This window comes from Streptomyces goshikiensis, from assembly GCF_014650555.1.
In the GTDB taxonomy this organism is placed as follows: Bacteria; Actinomycetota; Actinomycetes; order Streptomycetales; family Streptomycetaceae; genus Streptomyces; species Streptomyces goshikiensis.
Genome location: NZ_BMVE01000005.1, coordinates 193889 through 208825, shown reverse-complemented (window position 1 = coordinate 208825; position 14937 = coordinate 193889). Strand labels below are relative to the sequence as shown.

Below are 14937 nucleotides of genomic sequence, written 5' to 3'. Positions count from 1 at the left end.
CATGCCGGGGTCCGCACCGCGAGGTGCGGGCCCCGGCTTGTCTGCTGTTCCGACTCGCACCGCTCGTTTTACCTGCCGGTTTCAGGAGGGCTTTCTCGCATGACCAGCTCCAGCTCCGCACGACCCAGCCGCCGCCCCACCCGGGGTCGAGGTGCGGCCCAGGGGCGTCCGAAGTCTGGCGCGGGACGGCAGAAGTCCGCCCCCGTAGCCAGGCCCCAAGAGTTCACCATGCCCGAACCGCTGACCCCGGCGCTCCCGCCGGTCGCCGCGTTCGAGGACATGGACATGCCCGAGGCGCTGCTGAAGACCCTCGCCGCCCAGGGTGTCACCGAGCCGTTCCCGATCCAGGCCGCCACGCTGCCGAACTCGCTGGCCGGCCGTGACCTGCTCGGCCGCGGCCGCACCGGCTCCGGCAAGACCCTCGCCTTCGGCCTGGCCCTGCTGGCCCGCACCGCCGGGCACCGCGCCCAGCCCAAGCAGCCGCTCGCGCTGGTCCTCGTACCGACCCGCGAGCTCGCGCAGCAGGTCACCGACGCCCTGGCCCCGTACGCCACGTCCGTCAACCTGCGCATCGCGACCGTCGTCGGCGGCATGTCGATCAACCGGCAGTCCGGCGCCCTGCGCCGCGGCGCCGAGGTGCTCGTCGCCACCCCCGGCCGCCTCAAGGACCTCATCGACCGCGGTGACGCCGACCTCTCGCAGGTCGCCATCACGGTCCTCGACGAGGCCGACCAGATGACCGACATGGGCTTCATGCCGCAGGTCACCGCGCTGCTCAAGCAGGTCCGGCCCGAGGGCCAGACCATGCTGTTCTCGGCGACCCTCGACAAGAACATCGACAAGCTCGTCAAGATGTTCCTGCACGACCCGGTCGGCCACTCCGTCGACCCGTCGGCCGGCGCGGTCACCACCATGGAGCACCACGTCCTGTACGTCATGGACGAGACCGACAAGAAGGCCGTGGCGACGCGCATAGCCGCTCGCGACGGCCGGGTGATCATGTTCGTCGACACCAAGCGCGGGGTCGACCGCATGGTCAAGAAGCTCCTCGCGGACGGCGTCCGCGCCTCCGGCCTGCACGGCGGCCGCTCGCAGCCGCAGCGCAACCGGACCCTGGACTGGTTCAAGACGGGCGAGGTCACCGCGCTGGTCGCCACCAACGTGGCCGCGCGCGGCATCCACATCGACGACCTCGACCTCGTCGTGAACGTGGACCCGCCCACCGACCACAAGGACTACCTGCACCGCGGCGGCCGTACCGCCCGCGCCGGCGAGTCCGGCAGCGTGGTCACCCTGGTCCTGCCCGACCAGCGCCGCGAGATGACCCGCCTGATGTCGGACGCCGGCATCTCCCCGCGCACCGCGCAGATCAAGTCCTCCGACGAGGAGCTGTCCCGCCTCACCGGCGCCAAGGAGCCCTCGGGCATCCCCGTGGTGCTGGAGGTCCCGCAGCCGCCGCAGCCCAAGGCGCGCTCCGGCTCCGGCCGTTCCGGCTCCGGTTCCGGCGGCGCCCGCCGCCGCTCCGGTGGCGGCCAGGGCGGCGCCCAGGGTGCCTCCGCCCCGGCGGCCGGTACGGGCGAAGGCCGGCCGCGCCGGGCCCGCTCCGCCGGCGGTCAGGGTGGCGGCGGCCAGGCCGGCTCGCGCGGCCAGGGCGGCCAGTCCGCCGGGCGCGGCCAGGGCGGCGCCCGCGGCCAGGCGGGCGGCGGCCAGGGCGGTGCCCGCACCGGCGGCGCTCCGGCGGCCTCGCGCCGCCGCTCCGGTGGCGGTCGTCCCGCCGCGGGGCGCACCAGCTCCTGACCCCTCTCTCCACACGCCGCAACGCCGGGCAGCGCACACGCGCTGCCCGGCGTTGCGCTGTCCGGGCCCGTCGGCCCGTTACCCGACCAGCCTGGCCTGGAGCTTCGCCAGGGTCCTGAGGTCCAGGCCCAGACCGTCCGTCAGGTAGCCGTAGAAGCCGCCGAAATCGGCCTCCATCCGGGCCGTCGCGGAGTCCAGGTAGTCCGTACGGACCTCCTGGAGCGGGATCAGCAGGTCCGGGTTCAGCATCCGCCCGGACTGCTTCAGGCCCGCCCGCACCTGGGCGTCGTACGCGCCCCGGAAGGTGTTGGAGGCCAGGTAGTCGCGCTCGGCGGTGTCCTCGGGCACGGCCAGGGCGCGCAGCAGTACGTAACTCAGCCAGCCCGTCCGGTCCTTGCCCGAGGTGCAGTGGTAGAGCAGCGGCCCCCGGCCGTCCGCGATCTCCCGCAGGGTCGCCGCGAACTGCGCCCGGTTCTCGGGGCTCGTCACGAACGTGCGGTAGATGTCGCGCATGTACGCCTCGGCGCGGCCGCCGCCGAGCATCCGCTCCTGCTGGACGGGGTCGCCGCTGGCGATCGCGCCGACCAGGGTCGCGTACAGACCGAGGTCGCTGACGGGGCGTGAGGTGGCGGTGAGCCCGGCGGGCAGCCGGTCGGCGCCGTCGTACTGGAGCTCCGCCGGGATGCGGAAGTCGACGACCTCGGTGAGGCCAAGGCCGGCGACGGTGGTGACGTCGGCAGGGGTCAGCCTGCTCAGCGCGTCGGAACGGTAGACCAGGCCCCGGCGGACCTTGCCGCCCGTCCAGGTGCGGTAACCGCCCAGGTCACGGACGTTGACCGCGCCTTGGAGCGGGATCTGGCGAATCGTTTCCGCCTGCGGGTGCGCCGGGTACCGGTGCTGGGCGCCGGCGGTCGCGGGCGCCGTCCGCGCGAACGCGGAGGCGGGCAGGCCCGCCATGGCGAGGGCGGCGGCGAGCACCGCGGTCGCCAGGCGGATTCGGGCACGGCTCATCTGGGCGACTCCTGGGGAGGAGAAGGGGGATCACCCTGGTGGTGGCAGGGTGCCGAGCGGGTGCGGGGGGTTGAGTCCGTGCAGCCGTTCCAGCACGGTGTGCGCCTCGGCCATGACCCGGGTGACGAGCTCCGCACACGACGGGAGGTCCTCGATCACACCGGCCACCTGGCCCGATGCCATGACGCCGAGGTCCGTACGGCCCTCGACCATGGACGCCTTCAGGAGCATCGGGGTGTTCGCGGCGAGCAGGACCTGGCTCCAGGACAGCTCCTTGCCGTGTTTCATCGCGAGGCCGTCGCGCACCATCCGCGACCACGACAGCCCCGACAGCTTCCGGAACCCGGCCGCGTGCCGCACCGCCCTGGCCAGCGCCCGGGCCCGGCCCGCCCGCTCCAGGGAGGCGACCAGCTCGCTGCGGAGCATCCGGTGCGGCAGCCCGTCGACCGCCGTCGTCACGGTGACGTCCCGGACGCCCGCCTTCAGGTACTCGGCCTTCACCGCGTCCGGGACGGTGGAATCGGAGGTCAGCAGGAACCGGGTGCCCATCGCGACGCCCGCCGCCCCGAACGACAGCGCCGCGACCAGACCCCGGCCGTCGTGGAAGCCGCCCGCCGCGATCACGGGGATGTCCACGGCGTCGACCACCTGCGGCAGCAGCACCGTCGTCGCCACGTCCCCGGTGTGCCCGCCGCCCTCACCGCCCTGCACGATCACCGCGTCCGCGCCCCACGCCGCGACCTTCTCGGCGTGCCGGCGCGCCCCGACCGACGGGATGACGACCACGCCCGCGTCCTTGAGCCGCGCGATCAGCTCCTTCGAGGGGGCCAGCGCGAACGAGGCCACCCGTACGCCCTCGTCGGCGATCAGAGCGGCCCGCTCGGCCGCGTCCCCCGCGTCCGCGCGCAGGTTCACCCCGAACGGGGCGTCGGTCCGGGACGCGACCTCCCGTACCGCGGAGCGCAGCTGCTCCAGGGTCATCGTCGCCGAGGCCAGGATCCCGAGGGCGCCCGCGTTCGCGGCCGCCGACACCAGGCGGGGCCCGGCGACCCAGCCCATGCCCGTCTGCACGATCGGGTGCTCGACCCCGACCAGCTTCGTGAACGCCGTCTTCATCGCGTCATCCCCGTACTTCCCGCTCGCGCAGCCCCTCGGGATCGATCACCTCGCGGATCAGCGCCAGCTCGCGCGCCGTCGGCTCCCGGGTGTACGGGACCTCGCCGTCCGCGCCCGCCAGCTCGAACCCGGTCGCCGCCCGCACCTGCTCGACGGCGACCCCCGGGTGGCGGGAAACCAGCCGCATGCTGTGCCCGGGGCCGGTGAAATCGAAGACGCCGAGATCGCTCACCACCCGCGGCAGCCGGTGGAAGCGGGTCACCCCCGCCGCCTCGGCACGGTCGTAACCGACGCCGCTGACCATGTCGACCCGCTCGACGAAGACCCGCAGGGAATGCCGGGGCACCCAGTAACTCACCGGATTGTTCAGCGTGTTGACGGGCGCCCCGCGCACCCCGAGCAACTGGCGCGAAGGCCGCTCCCAGTCCCCGACGCAGGAGATGTTCTGGTTGCCGAACCGGTCGATCTGGCTCGCCCCCATCATCACGTGCCGCCTGCCGCCCGTCACCATCGTGAGGTGACGGCGGTACGGGAGCCAGCCCTCGGCGCTGCCGTCGAGCCCGACCAGCATCGCCTCCCCGTCGGTCAGCAGCAGATCGGGGGAGAAGGTCCGCTTCGCCAGCCGCGCCCCGAACGAGGGGATCAGCCCCATCGGACTGGCCAGCACCTCGCCGTTGTCCCGCCAGGCCTCGGCGCAGGCGACCACACAGTATTCGGCGCGGCTGACCGGCGCCGCCGCGCTCTCGCTTCTCCCGCTGCTCAACTCTGCTCCTCGTGCCAGGCCCGGACGGCGCGCTGGTAGTCCTGCTCGCTCGCGCCGCGGAGGAAGCGGGCGGCGAACTCCGCCCAGGGGGTGGACGCGTACAGCTTCTGGAACGCCTCGTCACGGCCGTAGTCGGGGACGCAGGAGGTGAAGTGCGCCCCGTTCGGGCACTCCACCACCCCGGTGACGCAATGCCGGCTGACCAGCAGCGACTGCGGCGGCCCCGCCTTGGCCAGCTCGGCGCTCTCCACGAGCTGCTCGCAGGAGACGTAGGCGGCGTCGGCCGCCTCGCAGAACAGGTCGTCGAAGTACGGGTCCGGGCCCAGGTACTGGGCGTTGCCGAGCCGGTCGGCGCGGTTGAGGTGGACGAGGGCCGCGTCCATCCGCAGCGCGGGCACGGCCACGAGCTCCTCGCCGTCGGCGTAGGGGGAGGTGACGGTGCGCAGCTCCGGGTTGACCCGCATCACGTCGGAGCCGAGGCCCGCGCGGACGGGGAGGAAGGGCAGCCGGTTCGCGGCGGCGTGCAGCCCCCACATGAACATGGCCTCGTCGAGCTCGGTCAGCTCGAACGCGCCGGCCTCGCGGGCGGCCCGGAAGTGCGGCTCCAGCGGGATCGAGTCGAGGGTGGCGAAGGGGGCGACGAGCCTTCGGATCCGGCCGGCGGCCGCCAGCAGGCCGACGTCGGGGCCGCCGTACGAGACCACGGTGAGATCGGTGATCTCGGACCGGAGCAGCGCCCGCACCAGGGCCATCGGCTTGCGCCGGGAACCCCAGCCGCCGATGCCGAGGGTCATCCCGCTGCGCAGCCGCCCGACCACGTCCTCGGGGGTCATGGACTTGTCGGTCATGAGCGCTCCTCCTCTCCGAAGGTGTCGCGGACCCGGGCCGCGACCCCGCTGAGGTTGGCCTCGAAGGTGAAGCCCTGCTCGAAGCGGTAGCTGCGGCGCACGTCCACGGGGTCGATGCCGTTGATGGCCGCCTTCGCGAGCCGGATCAGGTACCCGTCCTTCAGGGCGATCTCGGCGGCGAGCGCGAGGGCGGCGGACCGCAGCTCCGCGCGCGGCACCACCCGCCAGACCGAGCCGTGCGCGTGCAGTTCGGCGGCGGTGGCGGTGCGCGAGGTGTAGTACAGGGCGCGCATCAGGTGCTGGGGGACGAGCCGGGCCAGATGGGTGGCGGCGCCGAGGGCGCCCCGGTCGAGCTCGGGCAGTCCGAAGGTGGCGTCCTCGGAGGCGACGATCGCGTCGGCGTTGCCGACGAGCCCGATGCCGCCGCCCAGGCAGAACCCGTGCACGGCGGCCACGACCGGGACCTCGCACTCGTACACGGCCGCGAAGGCCTCGTAGCAGCCGCGGTTGGCGCCGATGAGGGCGCCGTGGCCGGAGTCGCGCCGCATCTCCTTGATGTCGACGCCGGCGTTGAAGCCCCGGCCCTCGGCGGCGAGGACGACGCAGCGGGTCTCGGGGTCGCGGCCGGCGGAGCGCAGGGCGTCGGCGAGCTCGTACCAGCCCTGTACGGGGAGCGCGTTGACGGGTGGGAAGTCGACTGTGACGAGTGCGATGCCCTTGCCCGGGCTTGAGGTGGAGACACCCATGAGCGGATCAGCTACCTTTCCACCAAACATTTGTTAGGTGAGGAAGGTAGCAGCCGATGGAGCTGGACGGGAGGGTCGTCGTCGTCACCGGCGGAACCCGGGGCGTTGGCGCCGGGATCGCGCGTTCGTTCCTCGCGGCGGGCGCGGAGGTGGTCGTCTGCGCCCGCCGTCCGCCGCGCGAACCGGTCGCCGCGGCGGGCCGCGCGGCCTCCTTCACCGCGCTGGACCTGCGCGACCCGGCCGCCGTACGGGACTTCTTCGCCGCGGTCGCGGCCCGCCACGGGCGGCTCGACTGCCTGGTCAACAACGCGGGCGGCACCCCGTACCGGCTGCTGGGGGAGGGCGAGGCCGAGCGCCACGCACGGGTCGTCGAGCTCAACCTGCTGGCCCCGCTGACCGCCTCGCTGGCCGCGTACCCGTGGCTGCGCGAGAGCCGGGGCTCGGTCGTGATGATCGGCAGCGTCAGCGGCACCCGGCCCTCGCCCGGCACGGCGGCGTACGGGGCGGCCAAGGCGGGGCTGGAGAACCTCGCCCGCTCGATGGCGGTGGAGTGGGCGCCGCGGGTACGGGTCAACTCGCTGGTGCTGGGAATGGTGAGGACCGAGCTCGCGCACCTGCACTACGGGGACGAGGCGGGGATCGCGGCCGTGGGAGCGACCGTACCGCTGGGGCGGCTGGCGGAACCCTCGGAGGTGGGGGAGGCGGCGGTGTTCCTGGCCTCCGACCGGGCCGGGTACGTCAGCGGGGCGAGCCTGCTCCTGCACGGCGGCGGGGAACGCCCGGCGTTTTTGGATGCGGCGACTGTGAACCAGGACGAGGGAGAGCTGAGATGACGGGAATCGCCGAGGGCCGCGTGGTCATCGTGACGGGCGCGGGGCGGGGACTGGGGCGCGCCCACGCGCTGGCGTTCGCGGCGGAGGGGGCCAAGGTCGTGGTCAACGACCTGGGCGTGGGGCTGGACGGACAGCCGGGCGAGGACAGCCCGGCCGGGCAGGTGGTCGCGGAGATCCGGGCACTGGGCGGCGAGGCCGTCGCCCACGGCAAGGACATCGCGTCGCCGGAGGGCGCGGCCTCGCTGGTCGGGGCGGCCCTGACGGCGTTCGGCCGGCTGGACACCCTCGTCAACAACGCGGGGTTCCTGCGGGACCGGATGCTGGTCAACCTGGAGGAGGCGGACTGGGACGCGGTGATGCGGGTGCACCTCAAGGGGCACTTCCTGCCGCTGAAGTACGCGGCGGCGCACTGGCGGGAGCAGGCCAAGGCGGGGCGCGCGGTGGCGGGCCGGGTGGTCAACACCTCCTCGGGCGCCGGGCTGCTGGGATCGGTCGGGCAGGGCAACTACAGCGCGGCCAAGGCGGGCATCCTCGGGATGACGCTGGTCGCGGCGGCGGAGATGGCGCGGTACGGGGTGCAGGTGAACGCGATCGCGCCGGCGGCGCGGACCCGGATGACGGAGCAGACGTTCGCGGACACCATGGCGGCCCCGGGGGCGGGCTCCTTCGACGCGATGGCCCCGGAGAACGTGTCGCCGCTGGTGGTGTGGCTGGGCTCGGACGCGTCGGCGGGGGTGACGGGCCGGGTCTTCGAGGCGGAGGGCGGCCGGATCACCGTGATGGAGGGCTGGCGGCCGGGCCCCACGGCCGACCGCGGCGCCCGCTGGACCCCGGCGGAGGCGGGCGAGGCGGCGGCCAAACTCCTCTCCCGCGCCGAGCCCCCGCACCCGGTGTACGGGGCCGAGTAGCGGGGCGGGCGACGGGGTGGGGCGGGGGGTGGAGGAGGCGGCGGGGCGCGTGCCGGGGCGGGTGGCGGCGGCCCCGGAAAACGGTCCGGGCCCGGCCCCCTGGCGAGGGGTCGGGCCCGCATCCCGCACTTGTGCGTGGGATATCTGTACCCACCCCCGACCCGCCCTGAACCGCCCCGGCCCCATCATGTTCCGGGCAATCCCGCGGACCGGTCAGGTGTCGCAGTCGAGCACCGTGTGACACAGCGCGCAGCGGGCCGTGAGCGGCCCCCGCACCGGCAGCCGCAGCCGCTGCGCGCACACCGGACAGGGGAACTCCACCCGCAGCCCGCCGCCGGCCTGGCGCTCGAAGCGGTACGAGGATCCGGGCGCGGCGGTTCCGGCCCGGCGGGCGGCCGCGTAGCGGCGGCGCTCGGGCCGGCCCGCGGCCGCCAGGGGAGCCCGGCGGTGGTCCCGGGCGGCCCGTTCCCGGCCGCGCACGTAGGCCTCGTAGGCCTGGGGGCTGGTGAACCAGGCGGAGAGGTCCTCGCCGAGCAGGCAGGCGCGCTTGGCGAGGACGTAGCCGAACTCCTCCGGGGTGAGGTAGCCGAGCTTCTGGTGGGTCAGCGCGTCCTCGCGGTAGGCGTCGAGGAGCAGCCAGCCGGGCCCGAGGCAGGCGGCGGCGGTGTCGGTGAGGATCTCGTTCTCCGCGGTGGTCGGGAAGCGCAGGTCCAGGCGGTGCAGCAGGACGTGGGTGACCTCGTGGGCGAGGGCCGCCGCCAGATCGCGGCGGTGCGTGCGGAAGCGGTCGTTGACCTCGATGAAGTACTCGGGGCCCGCGGTCAGTTCCACGGTCGCGGCGTGCTCCATCGCCCGGAAGCCGACCACCATCCGCGCGTCGGGCAGCCGCAGCGCCCGCACCATCGCGGAGGCCACCCGCTGGGCACCGAGGTAGAGGTCGTCGTCGGGCCCGAAGGCCGCGTCGGCGGGGGCGAACGGGGTGTCGTAGGCGCGGACCCCGTCGCCGGAGAGCCGCCGGAGCAGGGCGGTGAGGGACCGGCGGACCGTGTCCAGATGGGGAAAACCGTGCTCGATCGGGCTGCCCGGCCCGCGGTTCTCCGTGTTCTCCGTGTTCTTCGTGTTCTCCGTCATGACGTCCCCCTGGCCGCAAGGCCTGCCGGAAATTGGCCAAAAACGCGTTCTTGATGCCGGCCGCCCCTGCGATGTGTCATGGACGTGTCATTCACCCGATGACGCGCACGGCCCAACCCCCCACGAAAGGCAGTGTGTTGACTGTGTCCACCCTTGCCCAGGCCCTCAAGCGCACCCTCGCGGTCGGCGCGGTAGCCCTCGCCGCCGTCAGCCTCCAGCCCGCCAACGCGGGCGCCGCACCCGCCCCCGTCGTCGGCGGCACCCGCGCCGCCCAGGGCGAATTCCCCTTCATGGTCCGCCTCTCCATGGGCTGCGGCGGCGCCCTCTACACCCAGCAGATCGTCCTCACCGCCGCCCACTGCGTGGACGGCTCCGGCAACAACACCTCCATCACCGCCACCGCCGGAGTCGTCGACCTCAACAGCTCCAGCGCCGTCAAGGTCAAGTCCACCAAGGTCCTCCAGGCCCCCGGCTACAACGGCAAGGGCAAGGACTGGGCCCTCATCAAACTCGCCAAGCCCATCAACCTGCCCACCCTCAAGATCGCCGACACCAAGGCCTACGACAACGGCACCTTCACCGTCGCCGGCTGGGGCGCCACCCGCGAGGGCGGCGGCCAGCAGCGCTACCAGATGAAGGCCACCGTCCCCTTCGTCTCCGACGCCGGCTGTCAGAGCGCCTACGGCAGCGACCTCGTCCCCGGCGAGGAGATCTGCGCCGGCCTGCCCCAGGGCGGCGTCGACACCTGCCAGGGCGACTCCGGCGGCCCCATGTTCCGCCGCGACAACAACAACGCGTGGATCCAGGTCGGCATCGTCAGCTGGGGCGAGGGCTGCGCCCGGCCCAACTACCCCGGCGTCTACACCGAGGTCTCCACCTTCGCCACCGCCATCAAGAACGCGGCCGCCACGCTCTGACCCCGGCCCCGAAGACCCCTCGCCCCTCCGGCCGAGCGCGAACCGGCCGGAGGGCCGAGGCCCCACCCCCACGGCGGCCGCACCCCCGCCACCCCGGCCCCCGGCCACCGCTGCCCCGTCTGCGGCGACATCCCCGCCGCCCCGGCCCCCGGCCGCTGCTGTCCGGTGGCCGCCTGCCGCGCCCCGCGCCGACGCCCCGCCCCCGGCGACACCCCGGCGGGCCTGGCCCCTGGCCGCTCCCGCCCGGCGGCCGCCTGCTGCGCCCCGCGCCGGGGTCCCGCCCGCGGCGGCACCCCGGCAGCCCCGGCCCCCAGCGGCTGCTGCTCGGTGGCCGCCTGTCGCGCCGCGCGTCGGCGTCCCGTTTGCGGCGGGACCCCGGTGGGCCTTGACCCAGGCCGCCCCCGCCCGGCCGCCTGCCGTGCCGCGCGCTGATGTTCCGCCTGCGGCGGCACCCCGGCAGGCTCGGCCCCCGGCGGCTGCTGCCTGGCGGCCGCCTGCTGCGCCCCGCGCCGATGTCCCGTCTGCGGGGGCATTCCGGTGGGCCTGGCCCTCGGCCGCTGCTGCCCGGTGGCCGCCTGTCGCGCCGCGCGCCGATGTCCCGTCTGCGGGGGCATTCCGGTGGGCCTGGCCCTCGGCCGCTGCTGTCCGGTGGCCGCCTGTCGCGCCGCGCGCCGATGTCCCGTCTGCGGGGGCATTCCGGTGGGCCTGGCCCCTGGCCGCCGCCGCCCGGTGGCTGCCTGCCGCGTCCCGCGTCGGCGCCCCGTCTGCTGAGGCATCCCCGCAGCCCCGGCTCCCGGCGGCTGCTGGCCGGTGGCCGCCTGTCGGTGTCCCGCTTGCGGGGGCATTCCGGTGGGCCTGGCCCTCGGCCGCTGCTGCTCGGTGGCCGCCTGTCGCGTCCCGTGTCGGCGTTCCGCCTGCGGCGGCACCCCGGCCGCCCCGGCTTCCCGCCGCTCCTGCCCGGCGGGCACCTGTCGTACCGCGCGCCGATGTCCTGCGCGGGGCCGCGCTCGACTCCGCCGTCTCGTCCGGGGGCGCACTGTGCGTCGTAACGCGCGCCGCCGTCTCGGCCGGGGCCGCGCCCCGGGCCGGCGTGCCGTCCGCCGTCGAACCGCAGGCACGGCGTTCCGGCGTACCCGCCTCGCGGGCGGGCCCCGGGGATGGCGATGCGCCGCGTACCGTCATCGTCAGGCACCTCCGAGCGCGTCCACGCGGCGCTCCACGGCGGAGCCACCGGCCTCCCCCCGGAAAGACGCGAGCCCGGCCCCGCCGGTTGAGGCGGCCCGCCTGCCGCCACCACCGGCACGGGCGCCACCACCACCACCGCCCCCGCCTCCGCCCCCGAACGCGCCGGGCCCGGTCTCACAGGTCGACCGCCAGAGGAAGCGAACACTCCGGCCACGTATTCTCGGGGACCATGAACAGCAGCGACACCGACCACACCGACGACAACGTCACCGCCGAGCTGGCCCGCCTGCGCGACAGCATCGACAACATCGACGCGGCGGTGGTCCACATGCTCGCCGAGCGCTTCAAGTGCACCCAGCAGGTCGGCCACCTCAAGGCCAAGCACCAGCTGCCGCCGGCCGACCCCACCCGCGAAGCCAGCCAGATCGCCCGCCTGCGCCAGCTCGCCGAGAACGCCAAACTCGACCCGGCCTTCGCGGAGAAACTCCTCAACTTCATCATCGCCGAAGTCATCCGCCACCACGAGACGATCGCCGCCGGCGAGGAGTAACACCCCCTGGGGCCCGGCAGCCCTTTGCGGCAGCATGGGCCCCATGTCCGCACTGACACGCACCGAAGCGCAGCTCCGAGCCCAGGCACTCGACGTCCACCACTACGCCGTCGCCCTCGACCTCACCGTCGGCGACGACACCTTCGACTCCACCGTCGTCATCCGCTTCGGCGTCCGCGCCGACGCCGCCGCCGACACCACCGACACCTTCGTGGAGCTCAAACCGGACGAACTGCGCTCCGCCGAACTCGACGGCCACCCCCTCGACCCCACCGGCCTCGACGGCAACCGCCTCCCCCTCAACGGCCTGACCGAAGGCCCCCACGAGCTGCGCGTCGACACCCGGATGCGCTACTCCCGCACCGGCGAAGGCCTGCACCGCTTCACCGACCCCGCGGACGGGGAGACGTACGTCTACTCCCAGATGTTCATGGAAGACATCCAGCGCGTCTTCGCGGCCTTCGACCAGCCCGACCTCAAAGCCGTCTTCGAGTTCACCGTCACCGCCCCCGCCCACTGGACCGTCCTCGCCAACGGCATCACCGAACTCACCGGCCGCCGCGAGGACGACGGCGCCGGAATCTGGAAGTCCGCCCCGACGCCCGTCATCTCCACCTACCTCGCCGCCGTCGCCGCCGGCCCCTGGCACAGCATCCACACCCAGCACGCCGGACTGCCCTTCGGCATCCACTGCCGCCGCTCCCTCGCCCCCCACCTCGACGCCGACGCCGACGAAATCCTCTCCCTCACCACCGCCTGCTACGACCGCTACCACGAGAAGTTCTCCGAGCCCTACCCCTTCGACTCCTACGACCAGGCCTTCGTCCCCGAATTCAACGCGGGCGCCATGGAAAACCCCGGCCTCGTCACCTTCCGCGACGAATACGTCTTCCGCTCCGCCGTCACCGACACCGAACGCCAGCGCCGCGCCATGGTCATCGCCCACGAAATGGCCCACATGTGGTTCGGCGACCTCGTCACCCTGCGCTGGTGGGACGACATCTGGCTCAACGAGTCCTTCGCCGAGTACATGGGCTACCAGACCCTCACCGAAGCCACCCGCTTCACCGGCACCTGGACCGAATTCGCCATGGAACGCAAGCCCTGGGGCTACGACGCCGACCAACGGCCCTCCACCCACCCCGTCGCCCCCGACGCCGACGCCGTCCCCGACACCGCCTCCGCCCTCCTCAACTTCGACGGCATCTCCTACGCCAAGGGCGCCTCCGCCCTGCGCCAACTCGTCGCCTGGCTCGGCGAGAAGGACTTCCTCGCCGGCATCAACACCCACTTCACCCGCCACAAGTTCGCCAACGCCTCCCTCGCCGACTTCGTCGACTCCCTCGCCGCCCACACCGACCGCGACGTCCACGCCTGGGCCGACATCTGGCTGCGCACCACCGGCGCCGACACCCTCACCCCGCGCATCCAGGACAGCACCGACGGCCCCGCCGGCTGGACCCTCACCGTCGACCGCGCCGGCACCCGCCCCCACCACATCGCCGTCGGCGCCTACGACCGCCACCCCGACGACACCCTCGAAGCCCGCGAACCCCTCACCCTCGACCTCCCCACCGACGAGGTCGTCTCCGTCAGCGGCCCCCGCCCCGCACTCCTCCTCCTCAACGACGGCGACCTCACCTACGCCAAGGTCCGCCTCGACGACACCTCCGTGGCCACCGCCCTGAGCTCCCTGTCCCGCATCCCCGACCCGCTCACCCGCGCCGTCGTGTGGAACTCCCTGCGCGACATGGTCCGCGACGGCGAACTCGCCCCCGCCACCTACCTCGGCGCCGTCGAAGCCCACCTCCCGGACGAAACCGACCTCGCCGTCGTCCAGGGCGTCCTCGCCTTCGCCCGCGAACACATCGCCCTGCGCTACGTCACACCCGAGCAGCGCACCGCCGCCCTCGCCACCCTCACCGGCACCACCCGGGCCCTGCTACGGCGCACCGAGGACGGCTCCGACCCCGGCATGCGGCTCACCGCCGTACGCGTCTTCGTCGACAGCGCCACCCAGCCCGACACCCTCCTGGGCTGGCTCGCCGAAGGCACCGTCGCCGGCGGCCCCGAACTCGACCCCGAACTGCGCTGGCGCATCCTCGCCCGGCTCTGCGTACTCGGCGCCGCCGGCGAAGCCGAGATCGACGCCGCCCTCGCCGCCGACCCCAGCGCCACCGGCGAGGAAGGCGCCGCCCGCTGCCGCGCCGCCCTGCCCACCGCCGAGGCCAAGGCCGCCGCCTGGCAGCGCATGTTCCACGACGACACCCTGTCCAACTACCTCTTCAAGGCCGTCGCCCAGGGCTTCTGGCAGCCCGAACAAGCCGAACTCGTACGGGACTACGTGCCCCGCTACTACCCGGACGCCGTCGCCCTCGCCGCCCGCCGAGGCCCCGCCATCGGCCAGGCCGCCGGCCACTGGGCCTTCCCCGGCTACGCCATCGAGGAGGACACCCTCACAGCCGGCCGCGCCTGCCTGGAACACCCCGACATCCAGCCGTCCCTGCGCCGCAAACTCATCGACCAACTGGACGACCTCTCCCGAGCCCTCCACACCCGCACCCCCTAACCCCGCCACACGCCCCCGCGCCCGCACCGCGCCCCGGCCGGGGCCCGCGCTGCCCCGGGCTTGGGCCGCGCCCCGGGGGCGACACGCCCCCGGGCCCGCGCGGCGCCCGGGCCGGGGCCCAACACGCCACGCCCCAACACGACCCCCGCCCGCCCGATGTCCGGCCCGGGCCCGCCTACCTCCGCCCGGCCCCGGCCCCAGCGCGCCGGGACGTCCGACCGTCCCCGGCCTGGCCCCGGGCGCGGGCCCGCTCCGGCGCGGCCTCCGCCCGGTGCCCGGGGCGGGCACGCTGCCTCCGCCGGGCCTCGGCGCCCCCCGGCGGCCCCGGGCCCCGGCGGGCCCGGGCACGGCCCGGCTTTGGGTGCAGCCTGGGCTTGTCGTGGGGCCAACCTCCTCCGGGACTCGGAGCCTCCGGCGATCGGTTCCGGCCTCGGCGCGGGGTCGCCTCCGGCCGGGACTCGGAGCCTGCGGGATCGGTTCCGGTGGGGGCGGGGGCGAAGCCCGGCGGTTACCCCATTCGGGTCTGATCGTTGTACCCGTCGGGAGCCCGGCCCCGGCGCCGC

At 74.4% G+C, this 14937-nt stretch carries 12 protein-coding genes; 6 read left to right on the top strand and 6 right to left on the bottom strand.

Going from position 1 to position 14937, the window contains the following annotated elements; genetic code table 11:
* Nucleotides 1-99: 99 nt before the first annotated feature.
* On the top strand, nt 100-1797 hold the full coding sequence (locus IE248_RS17200) for a DEAD/DEAH box helicase (protein ID WP_073798929.1): 1698 nt from the start codon (nt 100-102) through the stop codon (nt 1795-1797).
* A 78-nt stretch (nt 1798-1875) separates the two neighbouring features.
* Here IE248_RS17200 and IE248_RS17195 read toward each other — a convergent pair whose 3' ends face one another.
* Genes IE248_RS17195 through IE248_RS17175 form a run of 5 tightly spaced genes read right to left on the bottom strand, consistent with a single transcriptional unit; the run spans nt 1876 to nt 6281 of the window.
* Nucleotides 1876-2808 (bottom strand): tyrosine-protein phosphatase, encoded by a 933-nt coding sequence (locus IE248_RS17195; protein ID WP_073798928.1) that lies wholly within the window; start codon nt 2806-2808, stop codon nt 1876-1878.
* A gap of 30 nt (nt 2809-2838) precedes the next feature.
* Nucleotides 2839-3924 (bottom strand): NAD(P)H-dependent flavin oxidoreductase, encoded by a 1086-nt coding sequence (locus IE248_RS17190; RefSeq protein ID WP_100583286.1) that lies wholly within the window; start codon nt 3922-3924, stop codon nt 2839-2841.
* A gap of 4 nt (nt 3925-3928) precedes the next feature.
* Nucleotides 3929-4687, bottom strand: a complete 759-nt coding sequence (locus IE248_RS17185) for a CoA-transferase subunit beta (protein ID WP_190031104.1) — start codon at nt 4685-4687, stop codon at nt 3929-3931.
* Complete coding sequence (locus IE248_RS17180; RefSeq protein WP_190031103.1) at nt 4684-5535, bottom strand: CoA transferase subunit A; 852 nt, start codon at nt 5533-5535, stop codon at nt 4684-4686. Before IE248_RS17180 ends, IE248_RS17185 begins: the two co-directional genes overlap by 4 nt.
* Nucleotides 5532-6281: an enoyl-CoA hydratase family protein gene (locus IE248_RS17175; protein WP_190031102.1), complete on the bottom strand. Its 750-nt coding sequence runs from the start codon at nt 6279-6281 to the stop codon at nt 5532-5534. Before IE248_RS17175 ends, IE248_RS17180 begins: the two co-directional genes overlap by 4 nt.
* 56 nt (nt 6282-6337) lie before the next feature.
* Between IE248_RS17175 and IE248_RS17170 the strand changes: the two genes are divergently transcribed.
* Both IE248_RS17170 and IE248_RS17165 read left to right on the top strand, forming a co-directional pair.
* Complete coding sequence (locus IE248_RS17170; protein WP_190031101.1) at nt 6338-7114, top strand: SDR family oxidoreductase; 777 nt, start codon at nt 6338-6340, stop codon at nt 7112-7114.
* The gene (locus IE248_RS17165) at nt 7111-8022 is read left to right on the top strand and encodes an SDR family oxidoreductase (RefSeq protein ID WP_008743904.1); all 912 of its coding nucleotides are present in this window, start codon (nt 7111-7113) and stop codon (nt 8020-8022) included. Before IE248_RS17170 ends, IE248_RS17165 begins: the two co-directional genes overlap by 4 nt.
* Nucleotides 8023-8235: 213 nt before the next feature.
* Here IE248_RS17165 and IE248_RS17160 read toward each other — a convergent pair whose 3' ends face one another.
* Nucleotides 8236-9153 carry a hypothetical protein gene (locus IE248_RS17160; RefSeq protein WP_190031100.1) on the bottom strand — a complete coding sequence of 306 codons (918 nt, stop codon included), beginning with the start codon at nt 9151-9153 and terminating at the stop codon, nt 8236-8238.
* A gap of 98 nt (nt 9154-9251) precedes the next feature.
* On the opposite strand from IE248_RS17160, the gene IE248_RS17155 reads away from it, so the two are divergent.
* From IE248_RS17155 to pepN, 3 genes are all read left to right on the top strand, one after another.
* A complete protein-coding gene (locus tag IE248_RS17155) occupies nt 9252-10070 on the top strand; it encodes a serine protease (RefSeq protein ID WP_373301533.1) in 819 nt (272 codons plus the stop codon).
* 1414 nt (nt 10071-11484) lie between these two features.
* Nucleotides 11485-11805, top strand: coding sequence for a chorismate mutase (locus tag IE248_RS17150; protein WP_037797402.1), 321 nt, complete (start codon nt 11485-11487; stop codon nt 11803-11805).
* Nucleotides 11806-11848: 43 nt separating this feature from the next.
* Nucleotides 11849-14374, top strand: coding sequence for an aminopeptidase N (pepN, locus tag IE248_RS17145; RefSeq protein WP_190031099.1), 2526 nt, complete (start codon nt 11849-11851; stop codon nt 14372-14374).
* Nucleotides 14375-14937: the final 563 nt, after the last annotated feature.

Excerpts from the sequence above, each read along its gene's own strand:
- pepN (WP_190031099.1), top strand. The coding sequence starts at position 11,849 with ATGTCCGCACTGACACGCACCGAAGCGCAGCTCCGAGCCCAGGCACTC.
- IE248_RS17200 (WP_073798929.1), top strand. The coding sequence starts at position 100 with ATGACCAGCTCCAGCTCCGCACGACCCAGCCGCCGCCCCACCCGGGGT.
- IE248_RS17180 (WP_190031103.1), bottom strand. The coding sequence starts at position 5,535 with ATGACCGACAAGTCCATGACCCCCGAGGACGTGGTCGGGCGGCTGCGC.
- IE248_RS17160 (WP_190031100.1), bottom strand. The coding sequence starts at position 9,153 with ATGACGGAGAACACGAAGAACACGGAGAACACGGAGAACCGCGGGCCG.
- IE248_RS17155 (WP_373301533.1), top strand. The coding sequence starts at position 9,252 with ATGACGCGCACGGCCCAACCCCCCACGAAAGGCAGTGTGTTGACTGTG.
- IE248_RS17175 (WP_190031102.1), bottom strand. The coding sequence starts at position 6,281 with ATGGGTGTCTCCACCTCAAGCCCGGGCAAGGGCATCGCACTCGTCACA.
- IE248_RS17150 (WP_037797402.1), top strand. The coding sequence starts at position 11,485 with ATGAACAGCAGCGACACCGACCACACCGACGACAACGTCACCGCCGAG.
- IE248_RS17195 (WP_073798928.1), bottom strand. The coding sequence starts at position 2,808 with ATGAGCCGTGCCCGAATCCGCCTGGCGACCGCGGTGCTCGCCGCCGCC.
- IE248_RS17190 (WP_100583286.1), bottom strand. The coding sequence starts at position 3,924 with ATGAAGACGGCGTTCACGAAGCTGGTCGGGGTCGAGCACCCGATCGTG.
- IE248_RS17170 (WP_190031101.1), top strand. The coding sequence starts at position 6,338 with ATGGAGCTGGACGGGAGGGTCGTCGTCGTCACCGGCGGAACCCGGGGC.
- IE248_RS17165 (WP_008743904.1), top strand. The coding sequence starts at position 7,111 with ATGACGGGAATCGCCGAGGGCCGCGTGGTCATCGTGACGGGCGCGGGG.